The organism is Arthrobacter sp. Y3225209, assembly GCF_059090685.1.
Map to the genome: position 1 here is coordinate 23,216 of NZ_JBNHFW010000014.1, position 16,137 is coordinate 39,352.

Consider the following 16,137-nt stretch of genomic DNA (forward strand, 5'->3'; position numbering starts at 1 on the left):
TCTAGGGCTCCTTCGGGGTCTGTGCCTGTCCCGGTTCCTGTGCCTGTTCCGGTCCCTCTTCCGGTTCCTGCGCCTGCCGTTCGCCCACGTGCCCTTCCACGGCTTCGATAAAAGCCTCGCCGCGGTGGGCGTAGGAGGTGAACTGGTCCATGGACGCCGCTGCCGGCGCCATCAGGACCGTGTCCCCGGCTTCCGCCACGGCGGCGGCTGCCGCCACGGCACGGGCCATGACTTCCTCGGCGCTGGTCACGGGTTCTTCCTGCTCACCAGTCTGCGCCGGGAGTGCCTCTATCACCGGGACATCGGGGGCGTGTCTTGCCAGTGATGCCCGCAGGTCCTCGGTCTGCACACCGATCAGGACCACTGCCTTGAGGCGGCCCCGGTGGGCGGACACCAGATCGTCATATCCGACGCCCTTGGACAGTCCGCCGGCAATCCACACCACACTGCTGAAGGCGGCCAGTGAGGCAGCGGCAGCATGCGGGTTGGTGGCCTTGGAGTCATTGACCCACAGGATGTCTTCCAACCGGGCCACCGGCTGGATCCGGTGGTCGCCGGGCGAGTAGGCGCGCAGTCCGTCGCGGACGGCTACAGGCTCAACGCCATAGGCCCGTACCAGTGCGGCGGCGGCCAGGGCGTTGGCCACCATGTGCCGCGGCGCGTACTCACCCAGGTCAGCCATGGACGCGAGCTCGGCTGCGGAGTCCTTGCGCTGCTCAATGAACGCACGGTCCACCAGCAGTCCTTCAACCACACCGACCATGCTCACGGCCGGCACGCCCGTGGTGAATCCGACGGCCCGGCAGCCCTCCACAACGTCCGCCTCTTCGACCATGGACTCGGTCTCGTGCTGCTCGGCGTTGTAGATGCAGGCAATCTGCGTATTTTCGTAGATTTTTGCCTTCGCGTCCCGGTAGGCAGCGTAGGAGCCATGCCAGTCCACGTGGTCTTCGGCCAGGTTCAGGCACACGCTGGCCAGCGGTGAGATGGAATGCGTCCAGTGCAGCTGGAAGCTGGAGAGCTCCACTGCGATGGCGTCGTAGCCTTCCGGATCCCGGATGGCATCCAGGATGGGGGTACCCACGTTGCCGGCGGCGATGGCGCGCAGCCCCGCATCGCGGAGCATGCTCTCGGTCATGGAGACGGTGGTGGTCTTGCCGTTGGTTCCGGTAATGGCCAGCCACTGGGCAGTCTTGCGGCCTTCACGGATACGCACCCGCCAGGCCAGCTCGACGTCGCCCCAGACGGGGATATCCGCGGCTTCGGCTGCCAGCAGCACAGGGTGCGTTGGCCGGAAGCCCGGTGAGGTGACCACGAGCTCGGCTGCTTCGCCTTCGACCTGTGGCAGGCCGGCAACGGCGTCCGCGCCGAGCAGCACGTCAACCGCTCCCACAATGCGCAGGGTGACCGCCTTGGCACGGTTCTCCTCCGTGTCGCGCGCGTCCACCACGACGACGCGGGCGCCAAGCTCAATGAGGGTGTCCGCTGCGGAAAAACCGGAGAGGCCGATGCCTGTGACCACTACGCGCAGTCCGCTCCAGTCGGCATCCCAGGTTGTCAGTTCGGAAAGGGGCGCGCTCAATGTCCTACCACCCATTCTGCGTAGAAGATGCCCAGGGCCACCGCGACGCACAGGCCGGCAATGATCCAGAACCGGACCACCACGGTCACTTCAGCCCAGCCTTTGAGTTCAAAGTGGTGCTGCAGCGGAGCCATCTTGAACACGCGCTTGCCGCCGCTGATCTTGAAGTACCCCACCTGGATGATGACCGAAAGGGTGATGATCACGAACAGGCCCGCCAGGATCACCAGCAGCAGTTCCGTCCGGGACAGGATGGCGAAAGCGGCAATAGCACCGCCGATGGCCAGCGAGCCGGTGTCCCCCATGAAGATCTTCGCCGGAGCGGTATTCCACCACAGGAAGCCGATCAGGGCTCCGGCCATGGCACCTGCGAGCAGGGCAAGGTCCATGGGGTCGCGGACCTCGTAACAGACGGCACCGGCCGTCGGGGAACCGCAGCTTTGGTTGTACTGCCAGATGCCGATCAGGAAGTATGCCCCGAACACCAGCACCGAGGCACCGGCGGCGAGGCCGTCCAGGCCGTCGGCCAGGTTCACGCCGTTGGTGGTGCCCGTGGTGATGAGCAGTGACCAGAGGACGAACAGGATCGCACCAATAATGGTGCCGGCAAAGGCCAGGTCAACACCCGTATCGCGGACAAAGGAGATGGCCGTGGACGCCGGGGTGCGGCCCTGTTCGTTGGGGAACTGCAGGGCGAGAACGGCGAAGGCTATGCCGACGGCGGCCTGCAGGATGATCTTCGCGGTGGCGTTGAGGCCGAGGCTTCGCTGCTTGGAAATCTTGGTGTAGTCGTCAATAAAACCGACCATGCCCATGCCCACCGTAAGCAGCAGGACCAGCAGGCCGGACGCCGTCGGGCTGTACGAGCCGAAGCCGAGCATGCCGCTGATCAGGTGGGTAATGAAATACGCAGCCACCACCGAGGCCACAATGACGGCGCCGCCCATGGTGGGGGTGCCGCGTTTGGTGTGGTGCGAGGTGGGGCCGTCATCGCGAACGAACTGGCCGTATCCCTTGCGCACCAGGAACCGGATGAAAAGGGGTGTGCCGGCAAAGGCGAAGACCAGGGCCAGCGATGACCCGACAAGCAGGGAAATCACTTCGTGTCGCCTCCGGTCCCGTCGGTACGGACCGGCGGGACAGCCGAATCGGTGGAAGTCAGTGGTGCAGAGGTCAAGGCTATCCGATCGCCGAGGAAGCGCAGTGCGGCCCCGTTGGAGGATTTGAACAGGACAATATCGCCGGGGGCCAGGGATTCCTCGAGGATGCGTTCAGCGTCTTCGGCCGTTTCCACAAAGGTGGACTCATCCCCCCAGGAACCCTCCATCACGGCGCCGGTGTGCATGGCACGGGCGCCGGTGCCAACAACAATGAGTTTGGAGATGTTCAGCCGAACGGCATACCGCCCGATGGCATCGTGCTCGGTGACGGAATCGTCACCCAGCTCCAGCATTTCGCCCAGCACCGCCCAGGTACGGCGTTCCCGTCCGAGTTCGGCCAGGGTGCGCAGGGCTGCGCGCATGGATTCGGGGTTGGCGTTGTAGGCGTCATTAATGACGGTGACGCCGTCGGCCCGGTCGGTGCGTTCCATCCGCCAGCGGCTGGCAGCGGCACGCCCGTTGAGCCCGGCGGCAATCTGCTCTCCGGGGATGCCCGCGGCATAGGCGGCAGCCGCCGCAGCCAGCAGGTTGGCCGTGTGGTGTGCGCCGATCAGGCCCGAGCGGATGCCGTACCGGCCGCCGTCGGGCAGGAGCAGGGTGAAAACCGGCCGTCCCTCGGCGTCGGTGCCGGTGTCCACCGCACGGACGGCGTTCTTGGTGCCGTGCGCTTCCTCCGGCGATGAGGTGAAGTACAGCACCGGCGCCTGGGTGCGGGAGGCCATGGCTGCCACCCGGACGTCGTCGGCGTTGAGGATGGCGGTGCCGGTGGCGGGCAGGGCCTCGACCAGTTCACCCTTGGCGACGGCGATGTTCTCCACGCCGCCAAACTCGCCGGCGTGTGCCGAGCCCACGAACAGCACAACCCCGATGTCGGGCTTGACGATGTCCGCCAGGTAGCGAATGTGCCCGATGCCGGTGGCACCCATTTCCATCACGAGATACCGGGTGTCGTAATCGGCGGTGAAGACGGTCAGCGGCAGTCCCACTTCACCGTTGTAGGAACCCACGGGGGCCACCGTGGGGCCTGCGGAGGCCAGTACGCCGGCCAGCAGGTCCTTCGTGGTGGTCTTGCCTGCCGATCCGGTGATGCCGATGACGGTCAACTCGCCGTTTTCACGCAGGCGGCGGATGATCTCCGCTGCCATGGCGCCCATGGCGAGGACAACGTCAGGCACCATGACTGCCGGGAAGAGGTTGCCGGCGTCGTCCGTAACCGGCCGTTCCACCAGGGCGAGCTGCGCTCCCTGGTCGAAGGCTGCCCCCACAAAGAGGTGGCCGTCGGAATTCTCTCCGGGCTTGGCTATGAAAAGCGAACCCTGCGTGGCTTCACGCGAATCCGTTGTGGCGGAAGTCACGGCAAAACCGGTGCCCTGCGCAGCGGGCCCAATGAGCTCGCCGCCTGTAATAGCCGCTATTTCGGCTGCATTAAGTTCAATCATAACGATTTAGGACTCTACCCCGTCGCTTGTCAGGGCACTGAATCCGTATCTTGTCAAAGCATGGCGCAGTTCCACCCGGTCATCGAGGGCCAGGTTCTCGCCCATGACCTCCTGCCACACCTCGTGTCCGCGGCCGGCAACAAGCACGGTGTCCTGCGGCCGGGCGAGTTCAACGGCGCGGTCGATGGCCGCTGCCCGGGGGGCCACCTCTTCAATCACGCAGTCGAGCCCCTCGTCCGTCGCGGCAGCGTCCGCCCCGCGGCGCACATCTGCCCGGATGGCTCCCGCGTCTTCTCCGTGCGGGTCATCGTCGGTGACTATAACGACGTCGGCGAGCCGCGCTGCGATGGCACCCATCAGCGGGCGTTTGGTCTGGTCCCGCTCACCTGTGGCACCAAACACCACAATGACCCGGGCGTCAGCGTCCGGACGGCGGACGGACGCCAGGGTGCGGGTCAGCGCATCCGGGTTGTGCGCGAAGTCGACAATGGCAGCCGGAGCCTCACCGATCAGCTGCATCCGGCCCGGGACCTCAACGGTGAACGGATCATGCGCTGCCAGGGCCTCCTGCAGGTCCGCGGCCGGGACCCCTGCTGCCCGCACCATAACGGTCGCCAGCGCGGCGTTCGAAACGTTGAATCCGCCGGGCAGGGCGGTGGAGACGCGCAGCTTCTCCCCCGCCGGTCCGCGCAGCACGAAGGAGTGGCCGAGGCCGCGCGGTTCCACATCGGTGACGTTCCAGTCCGCGCCGTGATCGGCGCCGTCGGTGGCCAGGGTCAGCACGGGAACACCTGCCGAGGCTGCCATCCGCGCACCCCATTCGTCATCCACGGTGATGACGGCCTGCCGCGAGCGGTCCGGCTGGAACAGTGCGGCTTTGGCAGCGAAGTACTCCTCCATCGACCCGTGCAGGTCCAAATGGTCCTGGGTCAGGTTGGTAAACCCGGCGACATCGAAGCGCACACCGTCCACCCGGCGGTAGGCAATCGCGTGGGATGAAACCTCCATGGTGGCGGCGTCGAGTCCGCGTTCGCGCATCAGGGCAAGCAGCCCGTGCACCTGCGGGGATTCCGGGGTGGTCAGGACGCTGGGAATGGATTCGGCGCCGGCCTGGATCTCGATGGTGCCGATAAGGCCGGTGGTGCGCCCGAGGGCCTGCAGGAGCGAGTTCAGGAAGTAGGACGTGGTGGTTTTGCCGTTCGTGCCGGTGATGCCGAACAGGGCGGGGCGGCGGCCTTGGGCGGGAACGCTGTCAAAGACGGCGGCGGCAAGCGGGCCAACCAGCCGTCGGACATCCCCTGCCACGAAGACCGGGATGCCGGGGCTGCCCATTTCGGCGAGCCCGGCAGCATCGGTCAGCACCGCAGCTGCTCCGGCTGCTTCCGCTGCCTGCGCGAAGCGGGCACCGTGATGGCGTGCACCTGCCACTCCCACGTAGAGGTCCCCGGGGCGCACCTCGCGGGAATTGATGGTCAGTCCCGTCAGCTCGGTGGCCCAGGCCCCGTCCCCGGTGCCGGGGGCTGCCGCGACGTCACGAAGAGCCGCCGGCAGGCGGTCTACGGCGGCACGCACGGTGACGGGCTGGACCGCTGCAGGACGCAGCCCTGATCCAGCCAGCTGGTTTTCACTTGTTGGCACTTCGTTGCTCTCCGATTTAGTACTCAATGGGGTAGGTCTCCGGCTTTCCCGTGGAGGGCGGTACGTTGCTGCTGACGAGCGCCTGCTCCATGACCTTCTGGAAGGACTGCCCCGGAATAATGTAGTAAAGGTCGCCCTGCGGCCGCTGAAGGGTCACCACAACCACGTACTTGGGATCCTCCAAAGGCGCAATACCAGCATAGGAGAGCGTGGAGCCGCTGTAGCCGCCGTTGGGACCGGGAGCCTCGGCAGTACCCGTTTTGGACCCCACCCTGTACTGCTCCAGGGCGCCCGTGGCGCCGGAACCGTCCACCGTGACGGTCTCCAGCATGCGCCGGACCTCCCCGGCTGTCTCCTTGGACACAACGCGGGTTGCCTCAGGTTTTTCAACCGGCTTCTCGGTACCATCCTCATCGATCACGGAGTCGATGATGCTGGGCGGAATCCGCACGCCGTCGTTGGCAATGGTCTGGTAGACACTGGCAGTGTGCAGGGCTGTCTGTGTCAGCCCCTGGCCGAAGAGCACTGTGTACTGCTGCCGGGTGTCCCATTCGTCGGGATCGGAGAGTATGCCCGAGGTTTCCCCGTTCAGCCCCACGTTCAGGGGCTGGCCGATGCCGAACTTCCGCAGCCAGTCGTAGCGTTCGCGCGGCGTGAGCTGCTGCCCGATCATCACGGTTCCGGTGTTCAGGGACTTCGCCAGCACCCCTGAGGCCGTCATCCGGAGGTCGCCGTGCGGTGCGGCGTCTTTGAATGTCTGACCGTCCACGGTGTAGTTCGGGCCGATGGCGAACTGTGATTCCGGGGTGATCAGGCCCTCTTCGATTGCGGCAGCCATGGTAATGACCTTGGTGGTGGATCCCGGTTCGAAGGAATCCGTCACGGTCCGCGCCTTGCGGGACTCGGCGGGCGTGGCACCCGGGTTGTTGGGGTCCACGGTGGTGGACTCGGCGAGGGCAACCACCCTGCCCGTTTCCGCCTCCATCACAACGATGTTGCCCCACTCGGCGTTGTATTCCTCCACCTGGGCGGAGATGGTCTGCTGTGAGAACCACTGCAGGTCCTGGTCAATGCTGAGCTTGATGGACTGCCCGTCCTGCACGGGCTCATCCTCGTTGGTGGCGTACGGAATCCGGATGCCGTCCCCGCCGATTTCATAGGTTTTGCTGCCGGCTTTACCCGCGAGGATCTCATCCTGCGTCAGTTCAAGGCCTTCCTGGGCGCCTTCAGTGCCCAGGAAACCCACGATGGACCCGGCAACCGCACCGGAGGGATAGGTGCGCAGCGTGGTCCGGTCCGCGTAGATGCCGGGGAATTTGACTGCCAGGACCTTCTCCTTGATTTCCGGGGTGACGGTCTTGGCAACGAAGTTGAATCCCTTCTCCCCCAGTACCGAGGAACGCAGGGTCCCAGTGTCCTGGCCCAGGATCGCCGCGAGCTCCTCGAAACCCTGGTCAAAGGTAATGTCCTGCAGCACGCCTTCGGAGTCCCGGCGCTGGAAAACCTCGTCCTCGGCGTAGGGCTGTGACAGCCGCTGATCCACCACAATGTCGAAGCGTTCCACACTGCGGGCCAGATAGTTGCCGTTGGCGTCGAGGATGCTTCCGCGGAGGGCCGGGACACTAACGGTGGTGAGCCGGTTGGCGACGGCGTCTTCGGCCATGCCGGCCGGATCCAGGGCCTGGACATGGAAAAGCCGGAGCCCCAGGACGGTCAGGAGAACGAGGGCCGCGACCAGTCCTATCCGCAGCCGCTTGGCAACGAGGGCCACCCTGTGGTTGTTCGGGCCGGATGTCTGTGCCACAACGTGTCCTCGTTAATACCTAAAGTTGATGCCTGCCGGCCTGTTTCAGTTTCCGCTTCTCTGGACCGGAGCAGGAATGGTTCCGCCGTTCAGGTCCGCTTCCACAACGGTCTCGGGTGCCGGTTCCGGCCCGTCCTCCGCTGCCGCTGCGGCGGCAGCGGCCTCCTGCGCGGCTGCCTCTTCCTTTGCCTCGGCTGCCCTCACAGTATCCGGCGCCGGTTCCGGATTCACGGAAGGCGCCGGGGTGATCGGCTGGGTCAGGACGCTGGGCGCGCCGATCTGCGCGGGTGCCGGATCGCCGTCCTTGGCCGGTTCGGGGGTTCCGGTGACGGTGAGCGTCTGCAGATCAATGGTGCCGAAGGACGGCGAGGAGACCATACCGAGTTCCCCGGCCGCTGCCGCCAGGACCTGGGGTGCCTGATGGTTCTCGATTTCCTGCGTCAGCGCCTCGTTGCGCTGGGTAAGTTCGGTTTTCTGGCTTTGCAGCTCCACCAGTTCGTACTGGCCGCTGGATACGGAGATGTTGAGCAGCAGCACGGAGGCGAGGCCAAGCACCAGCGCGGCGAAGCAGAAAACGGCAAACGGAGCCCGTTTCCTCCCGGCAGCAGCGGGAACCAGGGAGAGCGGTGTGCGGCGTCTGGGCGCAGCCGGCTCAGACGCCGGGGCTGCGTCCCAGTCAAGGGCACGTGCCGTATTGCCTACTACGGCATTCGCGGCAGAAGTACGGTATCGGGCCGTTGGCCGACGTTCACTCATTTTTCCCAGGCCCCGTCCATGGATTCGCGAATACGTTCTACTGCCCGCAGCTTGGCGGAGGCTGCACGGGGATTCTCCGCGATCTCCTCCTCCGTAGGCACTTCGGTGCCCTTGGTCAGCCGCTTGAGCTGGGCTTTGTGCTGTTCAAGTTCAACGGGGAAGCCCTTGGGCGCCGAGGAGCGTGCCCCTGCCGCAAATACTCCCTTGACGATCTTGTCCTCGAGGGAGTGGTAGGACATCACCACCACACGTCCGCCAAGGTTCAGTACGGAAAGCGCGGCAGGAATGGCGCGTTCAAGCACGTCCAGTTCCTCGTTGACTTCGATGCGCAGCGCCTGGAAGGTCCGTTTGGCCGGGTGGCCCCCCGTGCGTGCAGCACCGGCCGGCACCACACCCCGGATGGCCTCAACCAGTTCGCCGGTGGTGGTAAACGGCTTGACCGCCCGTGTGGCAGCAATTGCCGAGGCGATACGTCCGGCAAACTTCTCTTCACCCCACTTGCGGATGATGCGTACGAGCTCCGCTTCGCTGTAAGTGTTGACGACGTCGGCCGCGGTCTGTCCGCGGGTGGTATCCATCCGCATGTCCAGCGGCGCGTCGTAGGAGTAGGCGAAACCACGGTCCCGTTCGTCAAGCTGCAGGGACGAGACGCCCAGGTCAAACAGCGCCCCGTCGATCCCGTCGAAGCCAAGATCGAGAACCACGTCGGCTACCTCGTCATAGACCGCGTGCACCAGATCGATCCGGTCGGCGAACGGCTCCAGCCGCTTGCCTGCCAGGGCCAGTGCCTGCTGGTCACGGTCGATTCCGATCAGGTGGAGCTGCGGAAAACGCTGCAGCATTGCCTCGCTGTGCCCGCCCATGCCCAGAGTTGCGTCGACGACGACGGCCCTGCCGTGGTCCGCGACGGCACGCTCAATGGACGGGGCAAGGAGATTGATGCAGCGGTCGCGCAGCACCGGAACATGCCGTTCCTCGGTGGGGCGCTCTTCGCTCATCTTGGGGTTCCTTAGGTTGTGGTGGTGCCGGTGTGATCGAACGCGGGTGGCGGGTAAACCGGCGGTTCTTGAACCAGACCCCCATCCGCGCCTCACCTGCCGGCCGCCTGGCTCCGGGGAAGGGAAGCCAGGTGGGCGGCGGTGGGGCGGCTGGAGATCTCATTCAAGATCCGACCGGTGCCTGCCGGTGGGGTCCGGTGCTGCTAGAAGATTCCGGGAATCGCGTCCTCGTCGGTTTCCGAGAATGCGGTCTCCTGTTCTTCCAGGTAGTTCTGCCAGGCTCCCGCATCCCAGATCTCGGCCCGTGTGCCTGCGCCGATGACGGCCAGTTCGCGTCCGAGTCCTGCGTACGTCCGCAGTGCCGGCGGAATGGTGACCCGGCCCTGCTTGTCTGGTACTTCGTCGGAGGCTCCGGACAGAAAGACCCGAATGTAGTCACGCGCCTGGCGGGAGGAAAGTGGAGCTTCCCTCATCTGGTCGTGGACCCGTTCGAATTCCTTCTGGCTGAAGACGTAGATGCAGCGTTCCTGACCTCTGGTCAGGACGAGGCCGTCAGCCAGTTCCTCGCGGAACTTGGCCGGCAGGATCAGCCGCCCCTTCTCATCCAGACGCGGCGAATGTGTTCCCAGGAACATCAGTCACCACCCCGTCTGATTGGGGGCAAACCCCTCGAGTACCGCCCCTACCCTCTTATGTCCCCCACTTTACTCCACTTCCCTCCACAGTCAACGCTCTGGCGTGTTGGATTCCGGGCGCGTCGGATTCAAAAATCCGCGAAATTCCGCGGATACCTGCCGGTGGAGCGAGGTGGAGGGAATTCAACACGGTGTACGCGTCCGGGGCATAAAAAAAGACCCGCCGTAGCGGGTCTTTTTCCGGGATCAGCGCTTCGGCCCAGGGGCCTGGCCGGTACGGCCGCTTACGGCTGGTCGCGCTTGCGCTCGTCCCATTTGTTTTCGAGGTTGTTCATGAACCCGCGCTGCGCAGTGGGTTGCCGTTCCGTCCGGCCATCTGCGGCTTTCGGCGGGTTCTTCCGTCCGCGCGTGGTCGCGTAATAGACCCCGGCACCCATGACGAGGAATCCGACCACCCCCACGGCAATGCCGGCTTCAGTAATGCCCAGCAACAGTACCGCCAGTCCCACAACCGCTAACAAGGCACCAAGCACGATGCGCCTGGTCGAGATACCCCGCCCGGCCGACGTCGCCATCGAATTCGCGAATTTCGGGTCCTCGGCGTGTAATTGCTGCTCCAGTTGATCCAGCAAGCGCTGCTCGTGTTCCGAGAGTGCCATTGCTGCCTCCTTGCCGTCCGATTTTGCCCCTGTAAACCAGCCAACGAACGTGTGGCGCCGGATGTTCCCTGCGCAGGCCCGATGCTGCTTTGCACTTATTCCAAGGATAGGGTGCAACGGGTCGCCACGAAAGCGGCGCATGTACCTATTCGTTCCAGGGTACGTCGCCAGCCGTCACCGACCGCCGCTCAGGCCCCGGCTCCGCCCGCCGGGGACGCTTCCCCGCCGTCCGGCGTGCGCGGCCGGGCCGGGGCAATCAGCCGGGCAGGGACTACCCCCATCTCACCGAACCGCCGGTTGATGCGGTCGAGCGCGTCCTCCGTGGCGCGCCAGTTGTCTTCCCGTCCGTCCAGGGTCAGCTGCATGGCCGCACCCTGCGCCGGCTCCAGCTGCTCGGCCCGGAGTCCGATGAGGCGCACGCTTTGCGGCCGCTTCCCCAAGGCAGTGAGCAGGCCCCTGGCCGCCTCGTAAATCATCTGCGCACTGTCCACCGGCTCGGTCAGGGTGCGGCTGCGGGTCAGCGTGGTGAAATCCGTGTACCGAAGCTTCAGGGATACCGCCCGGCACTGCAGGCCGGCGGCACGCAGCCGGACGGCGCTGCGGTGGGCCAGGCGCAGCAGCTCGGTTCGCAGCACCTCGTCATCACTTACGTCCCGGGCGAAGGTTTCCTCTGCACCGATGCTTTTTTCCTTCCGGACAGGGGTCACCTGACGGGCATCCCGCCCCCAGGAAAGTTCGTACACGTGATCACCCACCGCGCCGAGCAGACGGCGGAGAACACTCGGCGGGGTATTGGCCACGTCAGCAACAGTGGCAATACCAACCCGGGCCAGCACCTCGCGCGTCTTGGCTCCCACTCCCCACAGCGCGGAGACGTCCAGAGTGTGCAGGAAGTCCACGGTCTGCTCTTTGGGAACCAGGAGCAGCCCGTTGGGTTTGCACCGTGTGGAGGCGATTTTGGCCACGAATTTCGTGGCGGCAATACCGACACTTGCCGTCATCCCCATCTCAGCTGCCACCCGTTCGCGAATCAGCTCGCCAATCTCCCTTGGCGCACCCAGTCTGCGCATGGATCCGGAGATGTCCAGGAAAGCCTCATCGACACTGAGCTGTTCCACCTGCGGGGTAATGGATTCGAAAATCTCCATCAGCTTCCTGCTGAAGGAGCGGTAGACCTCCTGGTGCGGTTCCAGCACTGTGGCCTGCGGGCACTGGCGCCGTGCCACGGCCATCGGCATGGCCGAACGGACTCCATAGCGCCGTGCCTCATAGGACGCGGAAAGGACCACGGACCGGCCGCCCAATCCGCCAACGATCACGGGCTTGCCTACGAGGTCGGGGCGCTTCAGCAATTCCACGGACACATAAAAGGCATCCATGTCCACATGCAGGATGGTGCAGTCGCGGTTGCCGCTGCCGCCGTCGGGGCCAGTACTCACCCCTTCATGGTAGCTATCGGCACCCCCGGTCCGCCTTCCTGCCCAGCTGCGGCGGTCACCTAGACTTGGGTGCAGGACCCTGCCCCCCACCGAGTGGAAATCAATGAAAAAGTCCCTGACTGCGCTCTCTGCCGTTGTTCTTCTCCTGGTTGCTGCCGGGTGCACCGAGGAAGGCGGCACGGACTCCCCCGCCTCGGCGGCCGCAAGCCAAACCGCCGGCGCCTCCCTGCCGGCACAGTCCGGACCCGCCTCCACCCCGAGCGCCTCCGCGTCACCGGTCGCCCTGGCGGACGGCTTCCCCACCACGCTGATCCCTGTGATGGACGGTGCCGAGATCCGTTCCAGCACCGTGGACCGGACCGGCACGCAGGTCAGTGCCGTGCTGGTGGAAACCACAACGGCGCCGGCCGCCGATGTCTTCGCCTTCTATGACAAGGCGCTCACGGCTCAGGGGTTCACTGCCGCCGAGTCCGCGGCCGGCGCCCCGGCATCGCGTGATTACATCCGCACCGGCGCAGCTGAACCGGAAACCGTAAACGTGACTGTGACCGCCCGGACCGGTGAGCCGTCGACGGTGACCGTCGGCGCCACCGTCCTCACCGAGTCGGTGGAATAAGTTATGGCTAACATCCCGTCCACCCCCGCCCCCCGCAGCCAGGACATCTCCACCGCGGAGCAGGAGCAGGCCGCCTACCGCACCCTGCTCGCCGGGGAACTGGAAGACTTCCTGGCAACGCAGCATGCGGTCCTTTCCGATGTATCCGAGGAAGCACTGCCGCTGCTGGAGGCGGTACACAACCTGTCCCGCGGCGGCAAACGCCTCCGCGCCCTGTTGGCGTACTGGGGCTGGCGGGGAGCGGGCGGAGCACCGCTGGATACCGCCGCCGTACGCGCAGGGGTGGCCCTGGAACTCTTCCAGAGTGCGGCCCTGATCCATGACGACATCATTGACCGGTCCGACACGCGCCGCGGCGGCCCAAGCGTGCACCGCACGTTTTCGCTCGCGCACCGGGACGCCAACTGGCACCTGGACGGATCACACTTCGGTTCTTCCGCGGGCATCCTCGCCGGAGATCTCTGCCTCGCGCTCAGCGAGGAAATGTTCTCGGCGGTCGGGGTACCTGCGGCGCACGGCACCACCGCCCGCCGCATTTTCAACCGGATGCGCACCGAGGTGATGGCCGGCCAGTATCTGGACATCCTTGAAGAGGTGGTCGGTCCCAGCCACGAGCCTGAACGCGCCGTCGTCCGGGCCCGGAACATCCTGCGTTACAAGGCCGCCAAGTACACCACCGAACATCCCCTGGCCCTGGGCGGCGCACTGGCCGGTGCCAATGAGGAACTGCTGGCGGCATACTCACGCTTCGCCCTCCCCCTCGGCGAAGCCTTCCAGCTTCGCGACGACGTTCTCGGTGTCTTCGGCGATCCGCAGACAACAGGGAAACCTGCGGGCGATGACCTGCGCGAAGGCAAGCGCACAGTGCTGATTGCCTATGCCCTGTGCGGAGGCGGGGAGACTGCGCGCCGGGAGATCACCCTCCGGCTGGGGGACCCGGGCCTGGATGACGACGGCGTGCAGGTCCTTCGCAGCATCATCGAGGACAGCGGGGCCCTGGCGGCCACCGAAGCCCTGATCAGCAGCCACACCGAAGCTGCATTCGCCGCGCTGGAGGCCCTGCCCGTGGACGAAGTGTCCCGGGCGGCGCTGGAGGCACTCGCCCACTCCGCGGTCAGGCGCAGTTCCTAAGGAACGGACCGGCCCCGGACGGTCCCACCGGCTCCGGGGATGCCAGCAGGAACTGCCGCCTCGACAGGAACGGCCCCGCCCGAAGGCGGGGCCGTTCCTGTCTGATCCGCCTATAGGGCTTCGTGTAGGGGTTGCCTATATACCGTCATATATGCGGACAGATATATGACACAGGACCCCCGCAGCCGCGGGTGTACAGCCAGTTACCAGGCCAATGCCTGGGCCCGGCGGCGGATCTCCGTCTTACGCCCCTCACGCAGGGCATCCACGGGGCGGCCCGGAAGGGTGTCATCCGCAGTGAAAAGCCAGCGGATCATCTCGTCGTCGTGGAAGCCGGCGTCATTGAGCACCGAGATAGTGCCCTTGAGGCTATCCAGGATGGCGCCGTCATTGATAAAGGCAGCGGGAACGCTGCGGATTTTCCGCTCCCCCAGGCGCACGGCCACAAGGGCGCGCTCCTCCAGGAGGCTATGCACCTTGTTAATGGGCAGGTCGAGTTGTTCAGCCACATCGGGCAGGGTCAGCCAGTCGGAAACAAGTTCCTCGAGTTCATTCACCCTTCAAGGGTGCCATGTCCTCTGATTCCGGGCCACTTGGCCATTCCGACGCGTAAAAGAAACCTTAAATCCGATACTCAGGTATTGTCCCCGAGCCTGCTTGGTGTAAATTCACATGAGTACCTGAAATCACATGTGTAACCTAAGCAACATTAGTCACATAAGCCACAGGCACCTTACCTGTTGCACTACTTGTTTTTGTCCCACGGATTTGCGGTAAAGGCCGCGGCCATCACAGATGAGGAAACAGCAACCCTATGAACGCTGAGTCGACAACGGGAACGCCAGCCACGCGCCCCGCTGCAACCGGAATGCCGCGCAAATTAAGTGTTGCCGTGACAACCGCCGCGATTCCTGCAGTGATGATGTCCGCACTGGCTCTGGCGGAGCCCGCTGCCGCCGCACCCGTTTCGCCGCAGAACACGCTTTTCCCCCAGCTTCCGCTGCAGGCCATCAAGAACCTGAACACCGGCGCAGTGACCGGCGTCGCCGCTTCCCAGCTGGCCACCCAGGTCCCCGCCACGCTGGCTGCCGAGTCTTCCGTGCCCGCCACCCACCGGATTGCCGCCGGTGATACCGTGACCTCCATCGCCGCCCGGTACGGCCTGTCAGTGTCCGAGGTACTCCGGGTCAATAACCTGCAGCCGACGTCCCTGATCTTTGCCGGTAAAGAGCTCCGCCTGACCGGCACCGCAGCCGCCCCGGCCGTCCCGGAGAAGAAGGCAGCTCCGGCATCAGGCACCTACAAGGTCGTTTCCGGTGACACGCTCAGCGCCATCGCAGCCCGGCACGGGGTTGCGCTGTCCAGCATTCTCGCTGCAAACAACCTCACCCTCACATCGGTGATTTACCCGGGCCAGTCCATCGTGGTGAACGGATCGACGCCGTCGGCGCCGCCTGCAGCACCCGCAGCGCCGGCCGCCCCGGCTCCTGCCGAGGTCCAGGCTGCAGCTGGCACCTACACGGTGAAGCCCGGCGATACGCTCGGTGCCATCGCGGCCGAACACGGCGTAAGCCTGTCGAGCGTCCTTGCCGCCAACGGCCTGAACCCCTCCTCCGTCATCCGGCCGGGGCAGCAGATTAGCGTCAGCGGCGTCGGGACCGTGAGCATTGCCTCCTCTGCACCGGTAGCTGCCGCACCGACGGACGCAGCACCGACGGACCTGGTCCCCAGCACGTTCCTGCACTACACCTACCCCGCGCATGTGGTGGCCGGTGCCAACCTGAACAAGCAGACCCTGAACTCCCTGCCCGTGCCCAGCCGGGCCCAGATGCAGCAGATTGTTGCCGATACCGCTGCGCAGATGGGTGTCGATCCGGCACTCGCCCAGGCCTTCGCCCTGCAGGAGTCCGGCTTCGATCAGCGCGCCGTCTCCCCTGCCAACGCCATTGGCACCATGCAGGTCATCCCGTCTTCGGGCGAGTGGGCTTCCCAGCTGGTGGGCCGCGAGTTGAACCTGCTGGACCCGTATGACAACGCTACGGCCGGTGTGGCCATTATCAGCGCCCTGATCCGCACCAGTGACAGCCTGGAAAACGCCATTGCGTCCTACTACCAGGGGCAGTATTCGGTGACGACCAACGGTATGTTCTCCGACACGCGCAGCTACGTCAGCTCCGTGCTGGCCCACCGGGCCACCTTCCAGTAACCGGAAGAGCCGCAGTGCAGCGGAAGGGTCCGGATCGGGTGTCGATCCGGACCCTTCCCGCTGTCCCCACTAGG

14 protein-coding genes are annotated in these 16,137 nt (G+C 65.4%); 3 read left to right on the plus strand and 11 right to left on the minus strand.

Features of this window, described 5'->3' with window-relative positions:
* Position 1: 1 nt before the first annotated feature.
* The 10 genes from murD to dinB form a co-directional block, all read right to left on the minus strand.
* Positions 2-1,597, minus strand: a complete 1,596-nt coding sequence (gene murD / locus AC5RVB_RS09430) for a UDP-N-acetylmuramoyl-L-alanine--D-glutamate ligase (protein ID WP_494142564.1) — start codon at positions 1,595-1,597, stop codon at positions 2-4.
* On the minus strand, positions 1,579-2,682 hold the full coding sequence (gene mraY, locus AC5RVB_RS09435) for a phospho-N-acetylmuramoyl-pentapeptide-transferase (protein ID WP_227902296.1): 1,104 nt from the start codon (positions 2,680-2,682) through the stop codon (positions 1,579-1,581). Before mraY ends, murD begins: the two co-directional genes overlap by 19 nt.
* Complete coding sequence (locus AC5RVB_RS09440; protein ID WP_227928045.1) at positions 2,679-4,181, minus strand: UDP-N-acetylmuramoyl-tripeptide--D-alanyl-D-alanine ligase; 1,503 nt, start codon at positions 4,179-4,181, stop codon at positions 2,679-2,681. The genes mraY and AC5RVB_RS09440 overlap by 4 nt, the downstream gene beginning before the upstream one ends.
* Before the next feature lie 6 nt (positions 4,182-4,187).
* Positions 4,188-5,819 (minus strand): UDP-N-acetylmuramoyl-L-alanyl-D-glutamate--2,6-diaminopimelate ligase, encoded by a 1,632-nt coding sequence (locus AC5RVB_RS09445; protein ID WP_494142565.1) that lies wholly within the window; start codon positions 5,817-5,819, stop codon positions 4,188-4,190.
* A 16-nt stretch (positions 5,820-5,835) separates the two neighbouring features.
* Positions 5,836-7,623, minus strand: coding sequence for a peptidoglycan D,D-transpeptidase FtsI family protein (locus AC5RVB_RS09450; protein ID WP_227902299.1), 1,788 nt, complete (start codon positions 7,621-7,623; stop codon positions 5,836-5,838).
* Between the two features lie 45 nt (positions 7,624-7,668).
* The gene (gene ftsL, locus AC5RVB_RS09455) at positions 7,669-8,379 is read right to left on the minus strand and encodes a cell division protein FtsL (protein ID WP_227902300.1); all 711 of its coding nucleotides are present in this window, start codon (positions 8,377-8,379) and stop codon (positions 7,669-7,671) included.
* On the minus strand, positions 8,376-9,377 hold the full coding sequence (gene rsmH / locus AC5RVB_RS09460; protein ID WP_227902301.1) for a 16S rRNA (cytosine(1402)-N(4))-methyltransferase RsmH: 1,002 nt from the start codon (positions 9,375-9,377) through the stop codon (positions 8,376-8,378). Before rsmH ends, ftsL begins: the two co-directional genes overlap by 4 nt.
* 203 nt (positions 9,378-9,580) lie before the next feature.
* On the minus strand, positions 9,581-10,012 hold the full coding sequence (mraZ, locus tag AC5RVB_RS09465; protein WP_227902302.1) for a division/cell wall cluster transcriptional repressor MraZ: 432 nt from the start codon (positions 10,010-10,012) through the stop codon (positions 9,581-9,583).
* A gap of 284 nt (positions 10,013-10,296) precedes the next feature.
* Positions 10,297-10,671 (minus strand): SCO2097 family morphological protein, encoded by a 375-nt coding sequence (locus tag AC5RVB_RS09470; protein WP_227928048.1) that lies wholly within the window; start codon positions 10,669-10,671, stop codon positions 10,297-10,299.
* Positions 10,672-10,859: 188 nt separating this feature from the next.
* Positions 10,860-12,110 (minus strand): DNA polymerase IV, encoded by a 1,251-nt coding sequence (gene dinB / locus AC5RVB_RS09475; RefSeq protein WP_227928049.1) that lies wholly within the window; start codon positions 12,108-12,110, stop codon positions 10,860-10,862.
* A 103-nt stretch (positions 12,111-12,213) separates the two neighbouring features.
* On the opposite strand from dinB, the gene AC5RVB_RS09480 reads away from it, so the two are divergent.
* Together AC5RVB_RS09480 and AC5RVB_RS09485 are read left to right on the plus strand one after the other, a co-directional pair.
* Positions 12,214-12,726, plus strand: coding sequence for a hypothetical protein (locus tag AC5RVB_RS09480; RefSeq protein ID WP_227902305.1), 513 nt, complete (start codon positions 12,214-12,216; stop codon positions 12,724-12,726).
* 3 nt (positions 12,727-12,729) lie between these two features.
* A complete protein-coding gene (locus AC5RVB_RS09485) occupies positions 12,730-13,857 on the plus strand; it encodes a polyprenyl synthetase family protein (RefSeq protein ID WP_227928050.1) in 1,128 nt (375 codons plus the stop codon).
* 203 nt (positions 13,858-14,060) lie between these two features.
* Here the strand turns inward: AC5RVB_RS09485 and AC5RVB_RS09490 are convergent, their stop codons facing one another.
* Positions 14,061-14,414 (minus strand): Rv2175c family DNA-binding protein, encoded by a 354-nt coding sequence (locus tag AC5RVB_RS09490; RefSeq protein ID WP_227902307.1) that lies wholly within the window; start codon positions 14,412-14,414, stop codon positions 14,061-14,063.
* Between the two features lie 335 nt (positions 14,415-14,749).
* On the opposite strand from AC5RVB_RS09490, the gene AC5RVB_RS09495 reads away from it, so the two are divergent.
* Complete coding sequence (locus tag AC5RVB_RS09495) at positions 14,750-16,063, plus strand: LysM peptidoglycan-binding domain-containing protein (protein WP_341482018.1); 1,314 nt, start codon at positions 14,750-14,752, stop codon at positions 16,061-16,063.
* The last annotated feature ends 74 nt before the right edge of the window (positions 16,064-16,137 follow it).